14 protein-coding genes and 3 pseudogenes are annotated in these 17,758 nt (G+C 70.1%); 10 read left to right on the forward strand and 7 right to left on the reverse strand.

Annotated features, from left to right (window positions below; genetic code table 11):
• The first annotated feature begins 4 nt into the window (after positions 1-4).
• The 3 genes from ACZ6ZP_RS18915 to ACZ6ZP_RS18925 all read left to right on the forward strand — a co-directional run bounded on the left by ACZ6ZP_RS18915 (position 5) and on the right by ACZ6ZP_RS18925 (position 2,576).
• Positions 5-634, forward strand: a complete 630-nt coding sequence (locus ACZ6ZP_RS18915; RefSeq protein ID WP_361472307.1) for a DUF5819 family protein — start codon at positions 5-7, stop codon at positions 632-634.
• Positions 631-1,671, forward strand: coding sequence for an HTTM domain-containing protein (locus ACZ6ZP_RS18920; RefSeq protein ID WP_469407568.1), 1,041 nt, complete (start codon positions 631-633; stop codon positions 1,669-1,671). The genes ACZ6ZP_RS18915 and ACZ6ZP_RS18920 overlap by 4 nt, the downstream gene beginning before the upstream one ends.
• Positions 1,672-1,829: 158 nt before the next feature.
• Entirely contained in the window at positions 1,830-2,576 is a 747-nt protein-coding gene (locus tag ACZ6ZP_RS18925) for an SAM-dependent methyltransferase (RefSeq protein WP_469407569.1), read from the forward strand.
• Between the two features lie 55 nt (positions 2,577-2,631).
• Here the strand turns inward: ACZ6ZP_RS18925 and ACZ6ZP_RS18930 are convergent, their stop codons facing one another.
• Both ACZ6ZP_RS18930 and ACZ6ZP_RS18935 read right to left on the reverse strand, forming a co-directional pair.
• Positions 2,632-3,795 (reverse strand): DUF6801 domain-containing protein, encoded by a 1,164-nt coding sequence (locus tag ACZ6ZP_RS18930; RefSeq protein WP_469407572.1) that lies wholly within the window; start codon positions 3,793-3,795, stop codon positions 2,632-2,634.
• A gap of 95 nt (positions 3,796-3,890) precedes the next feature.
• A complete protein-coding gene (locus tag ACZ6ZP_RS18935) occupies positions 3,891-5,156 on the reverse strand; it encodes a DUF6801 domain-containing protein (RefSeq protein ID WP_469407573.1) in 1,266 nt (421 codons plus the stop codon).
• Between the two features lie 419 nt (positions 5,157-5,575).
• Here ACZ6ZP_RS18935 and ACZ6ZP_RS18940 point away from each other — a divergent pair, with 419 nt between their 5' ends.
• Entirely contained in the window at positions 5,576-6,598 is a 1,023-nt protein-coding gene (locus ACZ6ZP_RS18940; RefSeq protein WP_469407575.1) for a DUF6801 domain-containing protein, read from the forward strand.
• A 120-nt stretch (positions 6,599-6,718) separates the two neighbouring features.
• Here ACZ6ZP_RS18940 and ACZ6ZP_RS18945 read toward each other — a convergent pair whose 3' ends face one another.
• Together ACZ6ZP_RS18945 and ACZ6ZP_RS18950 are read right to left on the reverse strand one after the other, a co-directional pair.
• Entirely contained in the window at positions 6,719-7,765 is a 1,047-nt protein-coding gene (locus tag ACZ6ZP_RS18945; protein WP_469407576.1) for a COG1470 family protein, read from the reverse strand.
• Positions 7,766-7,882: 117 nt separating this feature from the next.
• Complete coding sequence (locus tag ACZ6ZP_RS18950) at positions 7,883-9,022, reverse strand: DUF6801 domain-containing protein (protein ID WP_469407578.1); 1,140 nt, start codon at positions 9,020-9,022, stop codon at positions 7,883-7,885.
• Between the two features lie 670 nt (positions 9,023-9,692).
• On the opposite strand from ACZ6ZP_RS18950, the gene ACZ6ZP_RS18955 reads away from it, so the two are divergent.
• The 5 genes and pseudogenes from ACZ6ZP_RS18955 to ACZ6ZP_RS18975 form a co-directional block, all read left to right on the forward strand.
• On the forward strand, positions 9,693-10,907 hold the full coding sequence (locus ACZ6ZP_RS18955) for a glycosyltransferase (RefSeq protein WP_469407580.1): 1,215 nt from the start codon (positions 9,693-9,695) through the stop codon (positions 10,905-10,907).
• Between the two features lie 96 nt (positions 10,908-11,003).
• Entirely contained in the window at positions 11,004-12,290 is a 1,287-nt protein-coding gene (locus ACZ6ZP_RS18960; protein WP_469407582.1) for a lipase family protein, read from the forward strand.
• Between the two features lie 25 nt (positions 12,291-12,315).
• Entirely contained in the window at positions 12,316-13,539 is a 1,224-nt protein-coding gene (locus ACZ6ZP_RS18965) for a lytic transglycosylase domain-containing protein (RefSeq protein ID WP_469407584.1), read from the forward strand.
• Positions 13,540-13,649: 110 nt separating this feature from the next.
• Positions 13,650-14,078, forward strand: a complete 429-nt coding sequence (locus ACZ6ZP_RS18970; protein ID WP_469407586.1) for a hypothetical protein — start codon at positions 13,650-13,652, stop codon at positions 14,076-14,078.
• 202 nt (positions 14,079-14,280) lie between these two features.
• Positions 14,281-14,379 (forward strand): annotated as a pseudogene (locus ACZ6ZP_RS18975) (IS5-like element ISNeu3 family transposase); the annotation flags it as partial.
• Between the two features lie 347 nt (positions 14,380-14,726).
• Here the strand turns inward: ACZ6ZP_RS18975 and ACZ6ZP_RS18980 are convergent.
• A pseudogene (locus ACZ6ZP_RS18980) lies at positions 14,727-14,885 on the reverse strand (helix-turn-helix domain-containing protein); the annotation flags it as partial.
• 108 nt (positions 14,886-14,993) lie between these two features.
• On the opposite strand from ACZ6ZP_RS18980, the gene ACZ6ZP_RS18985 reads away from it, so the two are divergent.
• Positions 14,994-15,308 carry a thioredoxin family protein gene (locus ACZ6ZP_RS18985; protein ID WP_469407699.1) on the forward strand — a complete coding sequence of 105 codons (315 nt, stop codon included), beginning with the start codon at positions 14,994-14,996 and terminating at the stop codon, positions 15,306-15,308.
• Positions 15,309-15,462: 154 nt separating this feature from the next.
• On the opposite strand, the gene cdgB is transcribed toward ACZ6ZP_RS18985, so the two are convergent.
• Both cdgB and ACZ6ZP_RS18995 read right to left on the reverse strand, forming a co-directional pair.
• Positions 15,463-16,998, reverse strand: coding sequence for a diguanylate cyclase CdgB (gene cdgB, locus ACZ6ZP_RS18990; protein ID WP_469407701.1), 1,536 nt, complete (start codon positions 16,996-16,998; stop codon positions 15,463-15,465).
• 114 nt (positions 16,999-17,112) lie between these two features.
• A pseudogene (locus ACZ6ZP_RS18995) lies at positions 17,113-17,751 on the reverse strand (caspase family protein); the annotation flags it as partial.
• Positions 17,752-17,758: the final 7 nt, after the last annotated feature.

Consider the following 17,758-nt stretch of genomic DNA (forward strand, 5'->3'; position numbering starts at 1 on the left):
CCCCGTGGACGGCACGGAGCACACGGCCCTCCTGGTCGAGCCGCCCGATCCGCTGGCACCCCGGGGCACCCCGCTCGGCGGCCCGCTGCGGGCGGTGGGGCGGGGCGCCGCCCTGCTGGTCGTGGCCGTCGTGCTGACCCATATGGCGTTCCTCGTCCTGCACCTGAGCTCCGCCCTCTCCTCGGACAGCACCCGCTCGGCGCAGGCCGACGCCTGGCTGCGGCCGCTCTTCCCGCAGGACTGGGACATCTTCGCGCCCGACCCGCCCCGCGCCAACACCCATCTGGAGGCCCGCAGTTGGCGCGCGGACCGCCCCGGCCGGTGGATCGACCTCACCGCCCACGACATCGCCGCCCACCGGGACAACCCGCTGCCCAGCCGGGAGGATCAGACCGTTCTGCGCAAGGCGGTCGGCGCCCACCTCGCGGCCTCACCGCACACCCAGCTCAGGGCGCCGCTGACCCCCGCCGCGCGATACCTGCGCAATGCCGTCGTCGTCCGCCTCGAAGACCTCGGCGAGCCCCGCCCGGACACCGTCGAACTGCGCCTGCGCACCGTGCCCATCGCCCCGCCCGGCGGCCCCGCACCAGCTGCGAGCCGCCGGCCCCTGGGCACCTGGGAGGCCTTCCCATGACACTGCGCCAGGCCCCCGACCAGGAAGCCGCCGCGACCGAGGACGGCACCCGGCGCGTGCGGGACCGGTTGCGCGCCGCGAGCCTCACGCCGTTCGGGCTGTACGGTGCCGCGGTCCTCCGCATCGGTGTCGCGGGCCTCTTCCTGCTCAACCTGCTCCGCGAGGCGGGCCACGCGGACCGCCTCTGGGGCCCTGGATCCCCGTACACCCCCGACCTCTTCCGCGCCTCGGTCGAGGCACGCGGCGCCGACGGCCGAATGTCCTGGTGGTACACCTGGCTGGGCACCCAGAGCCCCGACTACTTCTGGGCCGCCTACGTGCTGGCCGTCGTGGTCAGCGTGCTCTACCTGCTGGGCTGGCACACCCGCCTCATGGCGGTCCTGTTCGCCTTCGTCGTCGCGGGTTTCCACATGCGCTCGGCTGTCGCCGCCAGCGGGTTCGAGCTGCTGAGCCTGCTGTTCGCCAACTATCTGGTGCTGTGCGCGTCGGGCCGCCGCTGGTCCCTGGACGCCCGCCGCGCCGCGCGTGCGACCCCCGGACCGGTGACGCCCTACGAGGAGCTGCGGCGCCGTGTCGTGACCGTGCTGCACAATGCGGGCATGGCGCTGATCGCCTTCCAGGTGATGGTGGTCTACGGCACCGCGGCTCTCTACAAGATCCGCGGCTCGACGTGGCGGGACGGCAGTGCGCTGCACTACGCCCTGCGTCTCGACGACTTCGTGACCTTCCCGGAGCTCTCCCACTGGCTGGCGGCGCAGGGGAGTGGCATGGCGCTGCTCGCCTACGTGACCGTCGCCTCTCAACTCCTGTTCCCCGTGCTCGTGTTCATCCCGCGGCTCAAGTACGCGGTCCTGGTCGTGACGCTCGGCACGCATCTGGGCATCGGTCTGCTGATGGCGCTGCCGATGTTCTCGGCGATCACCGTCGTGGGGGACCTGGTGTTCCTGCCGACGTCGTTCTGGCTGCGGGCCGCCCGGGCAGCTCGGGCCGCCCGGGCAGCTCGGCTGCTTGGCTCGCCCCGCTCGAAGCGGCAGTAATTCGGTGGAGAGGCCGATCCGGGATGTCTACACTCGGCGGCTCAAGATCCATGCGTTCTAACGAGGTGTGTTGATGACGGTCCGAGCCACGGCTGCCGACTCCGGTCGGCTGTCTCCCGCAGACGCCATGACCTCATCAAACCGAAGGAACACCTCTCGTGGATCTTCCACGCATCTTCACCATTCGCGAAAGTAGCCACCGCCTCCACAACCCGATCACCCCGGGCAAGCTCGCCGACCTGGGCCAGGCACTGCACCTGGCTCCCGGGACGCGTGTGCTCGATCTGGCCAGCGGGTCGGGCGAGTTGCTGTGCACCTGGGCCCGTGACCACGGGGTCACCGGGACCGGGGTGGACATCAGCACGGTGTTCACCGAGAAGGCGCGCGCCCGTGCTGCTGATCTCGGTGTCGCCGACCGGGTCACCTTCGTGCACGACGACGCCGTCGGCTTCGTCGCGCACGAGCCGGTCGGTCTCGCCGCATGCGTCGGCGCCACCTGGATCGGCGGCGGCGTGGCCGGCACCGTCGAGCTGCTGGACAAGAGTCTGCGCCCCGGCGGCCTGATGCTGATCGGTGAGCCGTACTGGCGCCGAGAAGTGCCGGACCAGGAAACCGCCGAAGCCTGCCACGCGGGCAACAAGGACGACTTCCTGCTGCTGCCGGAGCTGATCGAGCAGTTCGGCGATCTCGGGTACGACGTCGTGGAAATGGTGCTGGCCGATCAGGACAGCTGGGACCGGTACCAGGCGGCACAGTGGCTCAACATGCGCCGCTGGCTCGACGCGAATCCCGATGACGAGCTGGCCGCCGAGGTACGGGCCGAGCTCACCACCGGCCCCGCCGACTACACGCGCTACCAGCGTGAATACGTCGGCTGGGGGGTCTTCGCACTGATGGCCCGTTGACGGCCCGATGAGCGCGGGTCCGGGCGGCACGGCTGCCCGGACCCGCGTGTGCGCGCTACTTCTCGTGGGTGAGGTCCAGGTCGATGGTGTTGCCGGGGCCCGCGGTGAACGCGCTGATCATGTCGTTGAAGCCGCCGCAGCCCTTCAGGCCTGGCAGGGTGTAAGTGCCCTTGAGCTTGCCGCCGATGTGCGGCTGGAAGCGGCCCTCGCTGGCGAGGTCGATCCTGGCGGGCTCGACGGTCCTGCAGTTCGGCCCGCCGCCGATGGGCAGGCCGAGCGCGCTCACGCCGGTGAGCTTGACGTCCATCTCGGAGTGCGCCTCGAGAACGCCCGCGGCGTCGAGGGTTCCTGTCGTCTTTCCGGCCTGCTCGAAGGCGATGTCCGCGCTCGTCGGCAGGAAGCCGAGGAGGGTGAACTGGCCTCTGGTCGGGTCGAGTTCCAGGTCGGCGTCGAAGGTGCCCTTGTCCGGGTCGTAGCGGGTGTCGATGCCGCCGGCCAGCGGGGCGCTGCCCTTGGCGGCCTTGATGTGCGTGCTGCCCTTGATGCCGAAGTCCAGCGGCACCGGATCGCCGCCGCCCGGGTCCGGCGGATCGGTCGGGTCCGTCGTGCCGGGTTCGACCTGGACGGTGTGCAGCGTCTTGTTCTGGTCGGCGGGATCGAGGGTGCACTCGGTCTCGAAGGTGTCGAGGGCCGTCTTGGCGCCGGTCGTGTCCCGTGGCGTCATGGTCAGGAGCAGACGGTTGACGTCGATCTTCACGCTGCCGGGCTGCCGGAAGGTGAGCGCCGGGGCCCGGCCGGTCGCGGTCACCTCGAAGTCGGCGGGCGGCTGCGGCAGAGGTGTCTTCGGGATGGTGTTGTCTAGGCCGATGTTCAGTGGTCCCTCCGGCATGTGGACGGTGACGTCCGCCGTGGCGACCCCTTCGAGGGTGGCGCCGCCGACCGTGCGCAGGGCCGTGGCAGCGGACTTGCTGACCTTGGACACCGAGGTGACATGGAAGGCCGGGACCTGTTCGCCGACCTTTACCTTGGCCGGCAGATCCGCCTTGATGACGACCGTGAGCGGATCCTCCTCCATGATCGGGAACACGCACTTGTACGTCTGTGTCAGGGACGCCGGTTCCGCGGCGGCCGGCTGACCGGAGGTGAAGCCGATCAGCCCGGCCAGCAGCACGGCGACGGGCGCGGCGGCCCGCCACCCCTTGGCGCGCAATCTCAGCACTGCCTCTCCAAGTACTGGGGGACGGGTCCGGCCCCCCGCCTGGAAGGGGGCGGGGGGCCGGATCGGGATGCGGACTCTCACCGCTGTGGTGTGCGTCAGCTCTTGTAGGTCAGGTCCATGTCGATGGTGTTGCCGGGACCCGCCATGAACGTGCTGATGATGTCGTTGAGGGCGCCGCAGCCCTTGATGCCGGGCAGGGTGTAGGTGCCCTTGAGCTTGCCGCCCTTGTACGGCTGGAAGCGGCCTTCGCTGGCAAGGTCGACCTTGGCGGGCGAGGAGGTCTTGCAGTCGGCGCCCCCGCCGATGGGCAGGCCGAAGGCGTTGACGCTGGCGAGCTTGACGTACATCTCGGAGTTCGACTTCAGGACCCCGGCGGTGTCCAGGGTGCCGGTGGTCTTGCCGGTCTGCTCGAAGGCGATGTCCGCGGTCGTCGGCAGGAAGCCCAGGATGGTGAACTTGCCCTTGGTCGGGTTGAGCTTCAGGTCGGCGTCGAAGGTGCCCTTGTTCAGGTCGTAGCGGGTGTCGATGCCGCCCGTGAGCGGGGCGTTGCCGTTGGCCGCCTTGATGAACGAGTTGCCCTTGATGTCGAAGTTGAGCTTCACCGGGTCATCGCCCGGCGGGTCGGTGGGCGGGTCCGTCGGGGGGTCGGTGGGCGGATCGGTGGGCGGGTCGGTCGGAGGATCGGTGGGCGGGTCGGTCGGCGGGTCCGTGGGATCGGTGCTGCCGCCACCGATGGTCATGGTGTGCAGCGCGGTGGGCTGGCCCGCGTCCAGGGTGCAGTCCGCGGGGAACTCGTCGCCGTTCGGCGGAAGTTGGACGGGCTTGCCCTCGGCGTCGCGGGCGATCATGTTGTGCAGCTTGAGGCCCGTGACATCGAACTTGGCCGTACCCTCCTTCTCCCAGGTCAGCAGACCGCCGGGCGACTTGCCGTTGGCGGTGAGGGTGAATCCGGCAGCCGGGTTCGGGATGTCGCCCTTGGCGACGGTGTTGACGACCTTGATGGGAAGGTTGCCGGTGCCTCCGGGCAGGGTGACGTTGACGTCGGCGGTGGCCTTGCCTTCGAGGGTCACCGCTCCCATGACGCCCAGGCCTTGGGCGGCGCGGGCGCTGACCTTGGTGACGGCCTTGATGTCGTACTCGGGGACCGTCTCGCCCACCTTCATGGTGGCGGGCATGTCGGCGGTGATCTCAACCTCGATCGGGTCGTTGTTGATGATCGGGAACTTACAGGTGTACTTCTGCGTGAGCTTGACCGGGTCGGCGGAGGCGGAACCGCCGCTCAGGGTGACCAGGCCGGTGACGAGGCCGGCGGCCGCCACCGCGCTCAGGGCACCGCGTGCCCTGGCTTGTCTCTTGTGCACTCCCATGAGCTACCTCTCGGGCTACGTGAACGGGCACAAACGAACGTCGGTGCCACCTCTGCGATTCCGGACTCGCCGGCCCAGCTGTCCAGGGGAATCGAAGAGGCGAAATGCGCCGCCGCGAGGGAATCTGCCGAATGAATTGCTGCAGACGCTACGGCGGTGTTTCGAATACGCAAACTACTGATGAGTAGTTGGGCGGTCAAGGTCTGCTCAGGGCCAATGGCGAAAGGGAGTTGACGGCCTTGCGGTTCTGTGGCCCCGGTGAGTACGGGATGGTGCGTGGATGACAAATTGTGCGGCCCGCGCCGCCTGCCCGTGCCGAACCGCGCCGATCGGGTTGACGGGCACCTTACCTGCCAGTACTCCTTTCTGGATTGTGTCAATTCTCAGAAGTGGGGCCACACATGGGAGACCGCATGGGAGTCCGCAGCGGAGAGCAATCGGGAAAGGTCGTGGCCAGGCTGGCGCGGGGATCGGCCCTGACCGGTGTCGCCGGGGTGTTGATCGCGCTGACCGGCGGTGGCGGCAGTGCATGGGCCGAGCCGGCGTCGCTCGCGCAGAAATACACCTGCAAGTTCCCGATCATCAGCAATGACGGCATCGAAGTCGCGATCACCACGGACATGCCCGCCACGATGAAAGTCGGCGAGACGGTCCCCGAGTACGACATCAAGGCCGTCACCAAGGTCAGCGCGCGCGCCGCGCAGGGCCTCGGGGTGCTCGGCGCGGTCACGCTGGAGGGCAAGGCCACCGCCGACGTCGTCGTCACCCAGCCCGGCAGCGACGGCACTCTGCCCATCAAGGTCGCCAACACCGTGGCCAAGGCCGACATCCCCGATCCCGCCGCGGCCTTCGAGGTCACCGCGACGGGCAAGTCCCCCGGTGGGCTGCTGACCTGGGGTACGGCGGGCAAGGCGGCCTTCGACGTGAAGGGCCTCAAGCTGCACAATATGATCGCCCGCGACGCCGAGGGCAAGCCCGTCCAACTTCCGCCGAACGGCGACGAGTTCACGGCGGAGTGCACGCTCGACGCCGGTCAGAAGACGCTCCTGCACACGATGACGATCACGGGCGACGGCGGGACGGACCCGACGGACCCGCCCACCGATCCACCGACCGACCCTCCCACCGACCCGCCGACGGATCCGCCCACCGACCCGTCGACCGACCCCACCGACCCCACCGATCCCGGCACCACGACCGGCGGCTCCTCGGGCGGCGCCGCCGGCACCTCGGGCGGCTCGGGCTCGAGCGGCGGCTCCGGATCCTCCGGCACCCAGCTGGACACCCAGGTGACCGGCGGCTCGGGCAGCCTCGCGGCGACCGGCATGTCCGGCGTCGGCCTGATGCTGGCCGCGGCGGGAGGCCTCGGCGCCGCCGGCATAGCGGCCTTCCACTATCTGCCCCGGCGCATCCGGAGGGACGAGCGGGCCGTCTGAGGCTGCTGCTGTACGGCACCCGGAGCCCGCGTCCCCGGGGGCACTCCCCGCCGTACGGCAGCGCAGAGAGCGGGCCCGGAGCAGCGACGGCGCTCCGGGCCCGCGGTCATGCCGTACGGATCAGCTCCGCACGGCGGAGCGGGCCCTGCGGCGCCGCACCACCACGCCCACGATCAGCAGAAGCACGACCAAGGCTAGCGTCACCAGGACACCCCAGTTCACCGTGCGATAGGCGGCGCTCCCGCTCTCCACCAGCTCACCCCCCTTGTCGCTCGCCGTCAGCTCGACGCTGCCCCAGTCCAGCGGAGGCGGCGCGGCCCACTTCTGAGTGATCCGCACCCGCTGGCCCGGCATCAGCTCGGCAGGCAGCTTGGTGCCCGCGCTGTCGAAGGACGTCCGGCCGAACAGCCCCTTCGCCTTGAGGTCGACCCTCGGCTCGAGCTGCACATTGCCGTTGTTGACGAGCGTGTACGTGACCGTGGCGTCCTTGCCGAAGCCGGGCAGCAGCGGAACCTCGTAGTCGAACCGGACGTCCTGGACGCTCAGCCCCGGCTTGCGTTCGCCGTTGACCTGGAGATAGATCCGCGCGCCGACCGCCTGCCGGATGCCGACGCCGGTCCCCTCGGCGCGGGCGACGCGCTTGTCCAGGGCGACGACGGCTCCGGGGTGGTCGCCGGGCGATGCGGTGCGCGGAATGGCGACGGTGAAGGGGACCGTGGTCCTGCCGCCCGCCGGCACCGTGACCTCGGAACGGGCAAGGCGCGTCCACACTCCGACGGACCGCTGCTTCTCCGTGGGCTCGCGCACCGCGAAGCCGCCGTCGCGCGGAGTGTTGTACGCGTCGGCGGCATAGAGCAGGAAGGTCACCGGCTCCTTGGCGAGATTGGAGACGGTGACCTTGTCGCGCACGGTGCGCCCCGGATCCGCCTTCATCTGGAAGTACGCCCGATGGGCCTTGCCCTTGGCGGCTTTCCCGGCCGCCTTGCCGTCCTTGCCGTCTTTGCCGGTCTTGGCGGTCTTGGCGGGGAAGACGGACCAGCGTCCGTTGTCGGCGGCGTACGCCTCCGGCGGCGGGCTCGCGGTGAGCAGGCCGAGCGCCAGGGCAAGGGCGGTGATGAGCACGGCGGCGTATCGGTGATGCGTGAGCTGCGTACGGACGAGGTGCATGCGGCCCCCAGAGCGAGCGGAGAAGCGAGAGAGGTGACGGGAGGGGAAGGGGGAGCAACGCCGAAGAGGTGGACCGGCCGTCGTGCGACGGCCGGTCCACCGAGGCGGAGCCCAGTATCAGGTCAGCGTCAGCGTGAGCACGGCCGCGTAGTCACCGGCGGCCGCGGTCGCCGGTACGTCCAGCGCGAGGCCCGCGCCGACCGTGAACTCGCCGCCGGTCTGCGCCGCGTCGGGCGCGCTGGCGAGCGTGGCGCCCGCCCCGCCCACCGTGCCCTTGGTGCCGGGCACGCAGGTGCTTGCCGACCCGGCCGCCGTCTCGCAGGACGGCGTCCAGCCGAGCTTGTCCGCGGCGATGGTGCCGGCGCCGGTGAAGTCGGTGACCTTCCCGGTGAGCGACCAGCCGGTGGCGCCGTTACGGGCGTCCTTGACGGTCACCTTCTGCAGGTCGCCGGTCGAGCTGCCGCCCGCGCCCTCCTGGACCGGGGACAGCGCGACGGTGTCGCCCGCCTGGGCCATGGTGAGCTGACCGCCGCCCTGCTTGGGGGTGACCTTGGTGTTCACGTTCTGCTTGCCCGTCGAGGGGCCCGGGCCCGGGTCAGGATCGGGTCCGGGGTCAGGATCGGGGCCGGGGTCGGTGCTGCCACCCTGGATCTCCATCGTGTGCAGGAGCGTCTGCTGGCCCACGTCGAGCGTGCAGGCGGTCTCGAACTCGTCACCGAACGGCGGGAGTTGGACCGGAGCCCCGGCCGCGTCACGGGCGATCATGTTGTGCAGCTTGAGGCCCGTGACGTCGAACTTGGCGGTACCGGGGTCGGCCCAGGTCAGCAGAGATCCGGGCGACTTGCCGGTGGCGTCGACGGTGAACGCTGCCGCGGGGTTGGGGATGTTGGCCTTGGCGACGGTGTTGACGACCTTGATGGGAAGGTTGCCGGTGCCGCCGGGCAGGGTGACGTTGACGTCGGCGGTGGCCTTGCCTTCGAGGGTCACCGCTCCCATGACGCCCAGGCCTTGGGCGGCGCGGGCGCTGACCTTGGTGACGGCCTTGATGTCGTACTCGGGGACCGTCTCGCCCACCTTCATGGTGGCGGGCATGTCGGCGGTGATCTCAACCTCGATCGGGTCGTTGTTGATGATCGGGAACTTACAGGTGTACTTCTGATTCAGTTTCAGCGGGACGGCGGACGCGGTACCTCCGGTGGCGGTCATCAGGCCGGTGACCAGACCGGCGGTCGCGACAGCGGCCAGGGCGCCACGCACCCCGGCTCTCTTTCGATGAGCTCTCATGAGCTGCCTCTCGTACTGCGTGAAGGAGCAGAACGGGTGAAGGAAGAATGGCCGTACATGTCGTTATCTTCGCCAGATACGGTCCTGTTTCGGATCGGTAAACTACTGACGGGTAGTTGGGCGGTCAAGATGTCAATTACCAGCAGAATTCAGCTGCCTGGATTTGAGGGTTGATTCATCTCGGGGTGAGTAATGAGAACTGGGGACTTGTACTTCGATGCCAAATCCCTGGGGTGAGCCGGGGTGACAACCGATCCCGGCTCCGTACTCATCACGCAACAGATCTTCGGTACGCGGTGAAACGGCTCTTGACCGGCTTCTCGAGGCGCGACTAGCTTCCGCTTTCGGCTCGATCGTCAATTCAACGTAATTGCCCGCCTACTTGCTTCCTGCCTGCTGCCTGCCTGTGCCTGTGCCTGTGTCGCCGAGCGGTCGGAGTTCTGATGCTGTCTTGTGAGGCAATCCCGGACGCGGTCCCAGGGTTGAGCCCTTCCGGCCACGCGAACGGGAGACCGGCGAGCGGGGTGTGGCGGGCCGCAGCCGGCGGCAGACCCGGCCTCGGGACCGGCGACCTGGACACCCGCAATGCCCAACCGGCCCTGGGCATTGCGGGGCACATCACGCCGTACGGCGGCGGTGCCCGATGAGCCGCTTCCTCTTCGTGGTGCCGCCTCTGGCCGGTCACGTCAACCCGGCCTCGGCCGTCGCCGCCGAACTCGCCGACCGGGGACACGAGGTGGCCTGGGCCGGGCAGCCCACCGCCCTGGAGGGCCTGGTGGCCGCCGACACCCCCGTATTCCCTTGCGCGGGCGCGCCCGGCATCGACGACAGGCCCCGCGATCTGCGCGGGACGGCCGCCCTGAAGTTCCTGTGGGGCGACTTCTTCGCGCCGCTCGCGTACGCCATGGCGCCCGGAGTGACCGCCGCGGTCATGGAGTTCGGACCCGACCTGCTCGTCGTCGACCAGCAGACGGTCGCCGGCGCACTGGTCGCCGAGCGGCTCGGCGTCCCCTACGTCACCTCCTCGACCACCTCTACGGAGCTGTCGGGCAGCCCCATGGACACTCCGCAGTTCGACCAGTGGATCACCGACCTCCTGGACGGACTCCGGCTGCGCCTGGGCGACCCCTCGGCCCGCTACGACCCACGTTTCTCGCCACGGCTCACCCTGGTCTTCTCCACCACCGAACTCACCGGCCCGCAGGCGTTGGACCGCGGCCCGGTGCGCTTCGTCGGCCCGGCGCTCGGCCAGGCGCCCGACTCGCGCATCGACGCCACCGACTTCCCCTGGGGGTGGGTCGACCGGGACGACGGCCGGGCGCTGGTCCTGGTGTCCCTCGACACCGCCGATACCACCGTGGGCGCCCACTTCCTCGCTCAATGCGTCGACGGCATACGCGCCCGATCACGCGAACTGCGCGCAGTGGTCGTCGACCCCGACGGCGTCCTCGGGCCACCGCGCGACGGCGACAACCTCCTGATCTGCCCGGCCGTGCCCCAACTCGCCCTTCTGGCCCGCACGGACGCCGTCGTCTGCCACGCCGGGCACAGCACCGTCACCGAGGCCCTGTGGCACGGCGTCCCCCTGGTGGTGGCCCCGGTCCGCGACGGCCAGCCCGTGGTCGCCGCCCAGGTCACCGCCGTGGGCGCGGGAGTGCGGGTGCGGTTCGGCCGGACCGATGCCAAGGCCGTCGGATCCGCCCTCGACACCGTGCTCGGTCAACCCCACTTCGCCGCGGCCGCCCGCCGCGTCAGCCACTCCTTCCGCGAGGCGGGCGGAGCTCCCGCGGCGGCCGCACATCTCGAAGAGCTCGCCATCGCCGACCAGGAGAACCCACGCCAGGGACTGCAGATCTAGCCGTGACCAGGCAGGCCCTGCGGACAGCCGCAACCGGCCGCGAGAACACCCCGCTCCACCAGCCACCACACGCCACCGGCCCTCAAGGGAACTGACATGCCGACACGGATATCCCGCCGGGCAGGACGGCTCGCATCCGTCCTCGCCCTGATCCTCGCGGCCTGCACGCTCTTTCCGGGCACGGCGGGCAGCGAGCCCCGCCAGGCCCCCGCGAACGCGAACGCGAGCTTGAGCTTGAGCGCGAACGCCGCCGCGCCGCTGCCGGCCGACGACTTCTACGTACCGCCGTCCGCCCTGCCCGACGGAAGACCCGGCGACGTCATCCGCTCCCGCAAGGTCGAGCCCGGCACCCCCACGCCGCGCGCCCTGGCCGACACCTGGCAGGTGATGTACCGGTCCACCGACGCGCTCGGCAAGCCGCACGCGGTGACCGCCACCGTCATGGTGCCCAAGGGCGGCACCCCCGCCGCGCGGCCCATCGTCGGCTGGGGACCCGGCACCCAGGGCCCCGCCTTCCGCTGCACCCCGTCACGGATGATCGCCAAGGGCGCGCTGTACGAGCAGTGGGTCATCAACGCCATGCTCAGGGCGGGCTACGCGGTCGTCGTCCCCGACTACGAGGGATACCGGCCAGGACCGAAGACGACGTACATGGTCGGCAAGTCCCTCGGCCCCGCCCTCATCGACGCGGTCCGCGCCGCCCAGCGGCTGCCCGCCACCGGGCTCTCCGCCGACGCGCCGGTCGCCTTCCGCGGCTACTCACAGGGCGGAGGCGCCGCGCTGTGGGCCGGTGAGTTCCAGCCCGACTACGCGCCCGAGCTCAAGCTCAAGGGCATCGTCGCGGGCGGCGCCCCCGCCAACCTGATGGAGGTGGCCCTGCCGCTCAACGGCCGCCCCGGCTCCGGCTTCCTCTTCTACGCCCTGATCGGCCTCGACCATGCCTATCCGGAGCTCAAGTTCGGCGACGTGCTCAACGACGCGGGACGGGCGATGGTCGCCGATCTCGAAGCGGGCGGCTGCGCCCTAGAGATGATCAACAAGTACGGCAACAAACCGCTGTCCGCGTACGTCACCCGCAGCCCGCTCGTGGATGCGCCCTGGGTCGCCCGCTACACGGAGAACACCCTCGGCGGCAGCCCGAAGATCAAGGTGCCGGTGCTTCAGTACCACGCCACCCAGGACGCCCTCGTCGAACCGAACCAGGCCGACGCCCTGCACAAGCAGTACTGCGCCCAGGGCGTGCCGCTGACCTGGAAGACGTACGACACCACCAGCCACCCCCCGGTCGCCGACCACCTCTGGCCGATCCAGGCGGCGAACGCCGAGGCCATGACGTATCTCGCCGACCGCTTCGCGGACCGGCCCGCCACCCCCAACTGCTGAGCGCCGCAACTTCGAGAGGTGAGACATGGCGACGAGCAACAAGCACCGCAAGAAGGGCAGCGGCCGGATGCGCCGGGGCATGGCCGGCACCGTCGTCGCGGCCGTCGCGGTGGCCGGGCTCACCGCATCGGGCGCGCCCGGCGACCCACACGCCGCGCCCCGCCGTGGCGCCGCCCCGGACAGCGGTAGCGGGAACGGCGGTTGGATCCCGCCGGCGGGCCCCTCGGCCGACGCGTACCACACCGAACTCCCGCCCCTGCGCGGCAGTAAAGGAACACGCGGCGGAGGGAGCGAGGCTCCCGAGGTGCGGACCCAGTCGGGCATCCCGGCCACGGTTCTCACCGCCTACCGGCGCGCCGAGGACGCTCTCGCGGACACCGACCCCGGCTGCCGCCTGCCCTGGCAACTCCTCGCGGCCATCGGCAAGGTGGAGTCCGGACAGGCCCGCGGCGGCCGGGTCGACGAGAACGGCACGACACTCACCCCCATCCTCGGCCCGGTCCTCAACGGCAGCGGCTTCGCCCGGATCTCCGACACGGACGGCGGGGAGTACGACGGCGACGCGACCTACGACAGGGCGGTGGGGCCGATGCAGTTCATCCCCTCCACCTGGGCCCGTTGGGGCGCCGACGGCAATGAGGACGGCCGCGCCGACCCCAACAACATCCACGACGCCGCGCTCGCGGCGGGCCGCTACCTGTGTGCGGGCGACCGCAACCTGGCCGGCAAAGCGGACCTGGACCGAGCGATCCTCAGCTACAACCACTCATCCGCCTACCTGCGCACGGTCCTGGCCTGGCTGGACTTCTACCGCCGCGGCGCCCACGAGGTCCCCGACGGCCGAGGCCCACTGCCGACCAGCCCCGGACCGGGCGGCAAGACCCCCGCGACCCGCCCGAACGGCGAGGGCGGGGGCGGCGGCCTGGTCATCGGCCCCCAGCCAGGAAACCCGACGAACCCCCGCCCGGGTGACTCCGCCTCCCCTGACCCGACCCGCCCGGGCCCACGCCCCACCGCCACCGACCCGCGCCCCAGGCCCACCACTCCCGGCCCCTCCGACCCTGGCCCAACGGCCCCCGAGTGCCCCTCCCCAACCCCCTCCGACGACCCGACCCCGACAGACGAACCGTCCCCCTCCGACACCCCGCCCCCTTCGGACTCCTCTTCTCCTTCCCCTACGCCCTCGCCGACGGGATCACCCTCGCCCTCGCCGACCGACTCGACGCCGCCCGACGCCTGCACCCCGTAAGGGGCGGCTCCGCGGTGGTGCAGCGCTGCGCCTGAAGATCATGGTCGCGATACCAGCAGCCTCGATGGCAAGCTGGCCGCATGGTGGTCCCTGGCAGTCAAGAACTGAGCATGGCGATCAAGCATGCCGATGCTCCGGCCTGGTCGGTTCGTGCCGCGGCAGGGCGGCAGCTCGCGATGTCGGACAGGCTCCACGAGGTCGCAGACGTCCTCCACCGTCTCCTCCTCGATGCCCAGGACACCGCCGTGACGTCGGAGACGGCCGAAGCCCTGCTCGCGCGCAAGGACACCCCTGGCCTGCGCTGTGTGCTGCTGGCCAGGAGCTGGGCCGCGGACCTTTCGACGGCAGGGGAGATCCAGGCAGCACTGGACTGCGACCCGGACTGGATGACTACGGCGGGCGCAGACCGATTGATCAAGCAACTGCGGGAGCTGGCGACGGACAGCGATCACGGTGTCCGCGATGAAGCCCAAAGGATGCTCGCGCCCATACGTCCACGAGAAGACTGGGCACGAGGCACGCACGACCAAACGCTCTGATCCGACTCACCGGCGGAACCAATCCGAGCCGGAGGCCGAAGCTGAATCAAGCCGGAGACCGCACCCACGAGAGCCGCCTCAGGAAGCCAATGCGGATCGGCACAGCAGCAACCGCACGTGGCGGGCGCGCACGGTGGTGGAACCCACCGAGACCAGCCAGTCGATGCCGCCGTCTGCGTCCGCCTTCGCCTGCGCGCCCCGGAGCGGCGGCCTGACCAGCAGGATTCACCTGGCCTGCGATGCGTCGGGCCGCCCGCTCGCCTTCACGCTCACGGGCGGGAACACCAACGACTGCACCCAGTTCACCGCCGTGAGGTAGCGGGCCGAACCCGGGTCGGTCCGGGACGGCCCCGGGTGCGGCCGCCTGACGTCAACTCCTAGACGGGAGAAGCGGCGGAGGGAAGGACGAGGACCTTGCCGGAGACCGTGCCTTCGGCGGCCTGCGCGTGCAGGGCCGGCGGCCTCGCCGCACCGTGACAGCACGATGGCGGGGACGTTCGAGAGGCCGGTGACGACCCGCATCATCGTGGGACTGATGTGATCGTCCCGCAGGAGGCGCCGCGGTGCTGGGATCCCGCCGAGGACGAAGAGGTGGTCACGCTCGCTCGAGTTCAGACGCAGCGCCCGGGCGAGCGCGACGAGCATGCGCTCCGACGGCACCGGGCCGCGCTGCTGCTCGATCCGGCTGTAGTAGTCGGTCGACATTGCGGCCAGTGCCGCTACTTCCTCGCACCGCAGCCCGCCGGTGCGGCGGCATCGCGCCACCGCGGCGGACGGCGGTCCGCTCGCTGTGCTTGCCACCGGCATCGCGCGCGGGGGAGGGGCCGGATTGCGGTGCGCGAAGCCGTCATGATGGTGGCGGACGTGTTACTGACTACCGAGGGGCCATCGATGGCGAGCCGTGTTCACCAGCCAATGGAGAGCGAGGAATTCGATTTCATCCTCACCGCATCCCGAGCACCGGTGCTCGCCTACTTCTCCGGAACCTGGCCCAAAGCCCTGAAGGCGTGCAAGGAGATGGACTCCGTCGTAGGTGAGATGGCCGACGTGTACGGCGATCGCCTGACGGCAGTCAAGACCGACATGACCCGCTGTCCGGAGCCGACACGGCGATACGGGGTCACCGGAGCACCGTCACTGCTCCTGATCAAGCAGGGAGAAGTGACAGCGACGTGGGAGGGGCCGATGAGCAGGGAAGAACTGAGGGAGTTCCTGGCACTGCATGTCTGATCATGCGCACCGGGGTCCGAGAGACAAGGCGCCAGGCAACACTTGCCGGTCGACGCCCTCCGCCCGCATCGGCTACGGGGCGCTGCTGACCTCCACGTTCCGCATCGCCGGACGGGAGCCGGTGCTGCGCGCGTGCGGGTGCTGTGCGGTGCTCTCAGCTTTCCGTTGACCGGCGCCGCTGGGTGTGGGTCCCTTTCTCCAGGTACATCCGCTGGTCGGCCAGGTGCAGCACCTCCTCCGGCGATACTCCGCAGTGCGCCCAGCCGATGCCGAAGCTGGCACCTACGCGAACCGCACGGCCATCGATGCGGATCGGCGGGATGATCGCGTTCCGCAGCCGGACCGCGAGGTCCTGGGCGTCGGCGTGGCTGAGATCGTCGGCGAGGATGAAGAATTCGTCGCCTCCGCGCCGTGCGACGGTGTCCCCATCGCCCACACCGTTGACAAGTCGTCTCGCCACCTCGATCAGGACAGCGTCGCCGGTTTGATGTCCGAAGCGGTCGTTGATGGCTTTGAAGCCGTCGAGATCGCAGGCGAGCACGGCAAGGCCCTTTGCGGCACCGCCGCCGAAGTCCTCGGGGGAGAACAGGTGCACGTGGTGTGGGGGCGCGGCGGTGTCCACATCCAGGTCTGCATCAGCAGGATCGCGCGGTCCGTTGCACAGTCGTGCGCCGAGGCGGTTGCGCAGTTCGGTGGCGTTGGGCAGGTCGGTCAGCGGGTCATGGCTGACTTGATGGAGCAGCTGGAGCTCGCGGAGTTTGCGTTCTTCGATGTCTTCGATGTGGGTGAGCAGGAAGCGCGGCCCGTCGGCGGCGTCCGCGACGACGGAGTTGCGCAGGAAGACCCAGACGTACGTCCCGTCGCGCCGGGCCAGGCGCAGCTCGGCCCGGCCGCCCTCGGCGGAGGTCTGCAAGAGGGTGCCGATGTCCTCGGGGTGGACCAGGTCGGAGAAGGAGTAGCGGCGCATCGCGGACGCGGGGCGGCCGAGCAGGCGGCACAGCGCTTCATTGGTGCGCAGGATGCGGCCGTGCTGGTCGCCGCCCATCTCGGCGATGGCCATGCCGGATGGGGCGTATTCGAAGGCCTGCCGGAAGGATTCCTCGCTGGACCGTATCGCCTGCTGTTCGCGCTCCAGGCGGACCAGGGCGCGCTGCATGTTGGCGCGAAGGCGGGCGTTGCTGATCGCGATGGCGGCCTGGAAGGCGTAGGACCGCAGGGCCGCCCGCTGGTCTGGTCCGGGTCTGCGGCCGTTGCGGGGGCGGTCCACGGAGATCACGCCGAGCAGTTCGCCGCCCCCGGGTCCCAACACGTTCATGAGGGCGAAGAGATGATCGGCGGCCTGCCACGCGTTCTCCCCTTGGTGCGCGGGCCGGTCCTCCGTGTGCCACAGCCCGATTGCGTGTGCGTCGAGCTCACGGGATGCGGCGTGCGGAACGAAGCGAATCGTGCCTCTTGCTTCCGCAGCGGCGAGCCAGTGCTCCCAGGCGTCGCGAGAGCCGACCCGGCCGGTGACGAGGGCCTCGACGGCGGCGTCACCGGCGAAGGCGGCCACCACGAGATCGCCGTCAGGGCGTACGAGATGCACGCTGGCCAGCTCGTAGCCAAGGCCGTTGACCACACCGTCGGCGACGGTCTGCAGTGTGTCCGCCAGGCTCCGGGCCTGATGAAGGTCCTCGAAGGAACCCTGCAGGCTGTAGGTCTCTTCCTCCTCCGCCGTGTAGGCGGAGTTCTTGACGAAGAAGGTGCGGCCCACTTGGTTGCGCCCCAGGCATTGGGGGTCGGGGCGTCCCTGTCGCTTCAGAATGGACTGTATTCCCATGAAGACGGTGTCGAGGTCGAGCAGTTCCGGTGCATCGGAGATGCCGTCGGTCAGTACGCGCACAAGAGCACCGGTGAACGCCGTGTACGGGTCACCGGGCGGGGCCAGAGCGAAAGCGTTCTCCGCCGCGGCGGCCAGCACGTAGGTGCCTTCGGCCTCGGCAAGCTCCACCATGCTCGATCCGGAGGCCTGCACCCCCATGGCGCGAGCGCTGAAGCAACAGTCCAGGATCACGATGCATCGCTGCGCGGGGCACGCCGACAGCCCCATGCGCACCCAGTCATAGGGAAAGGCCGTCGAATGGACCGATGCCTGGTCGCTGCCGGGCATGGCCAGATGGAGGCGGCCTTTGAGATCGAGCAGACCGTGCCCGGCGTAATACAGCAAGAAGGTGTCCGACGCGGCCTGGGCTGTGCGGAAGATGGCCTCATCGACCTCGCGCATCGAGGCGGGGTTGAGCAACTGGTGACACCGGGACGGCCCCAGGCCCCACACCTCGTCGGCGAAGAGGTCGGTCAGGGTGGTCAGGTTCCTTGCCACTGCCGGCAGATTCTCCAGCGACTCGAACCCGTCCACACCGATGAACAGGGCCTGAGACCTCTCGGGTACGGGGAGCCTCGACATCGCTCCT

Source organism: Streptomyces sp. NPDC054047 (assembly GCF_055585065.1).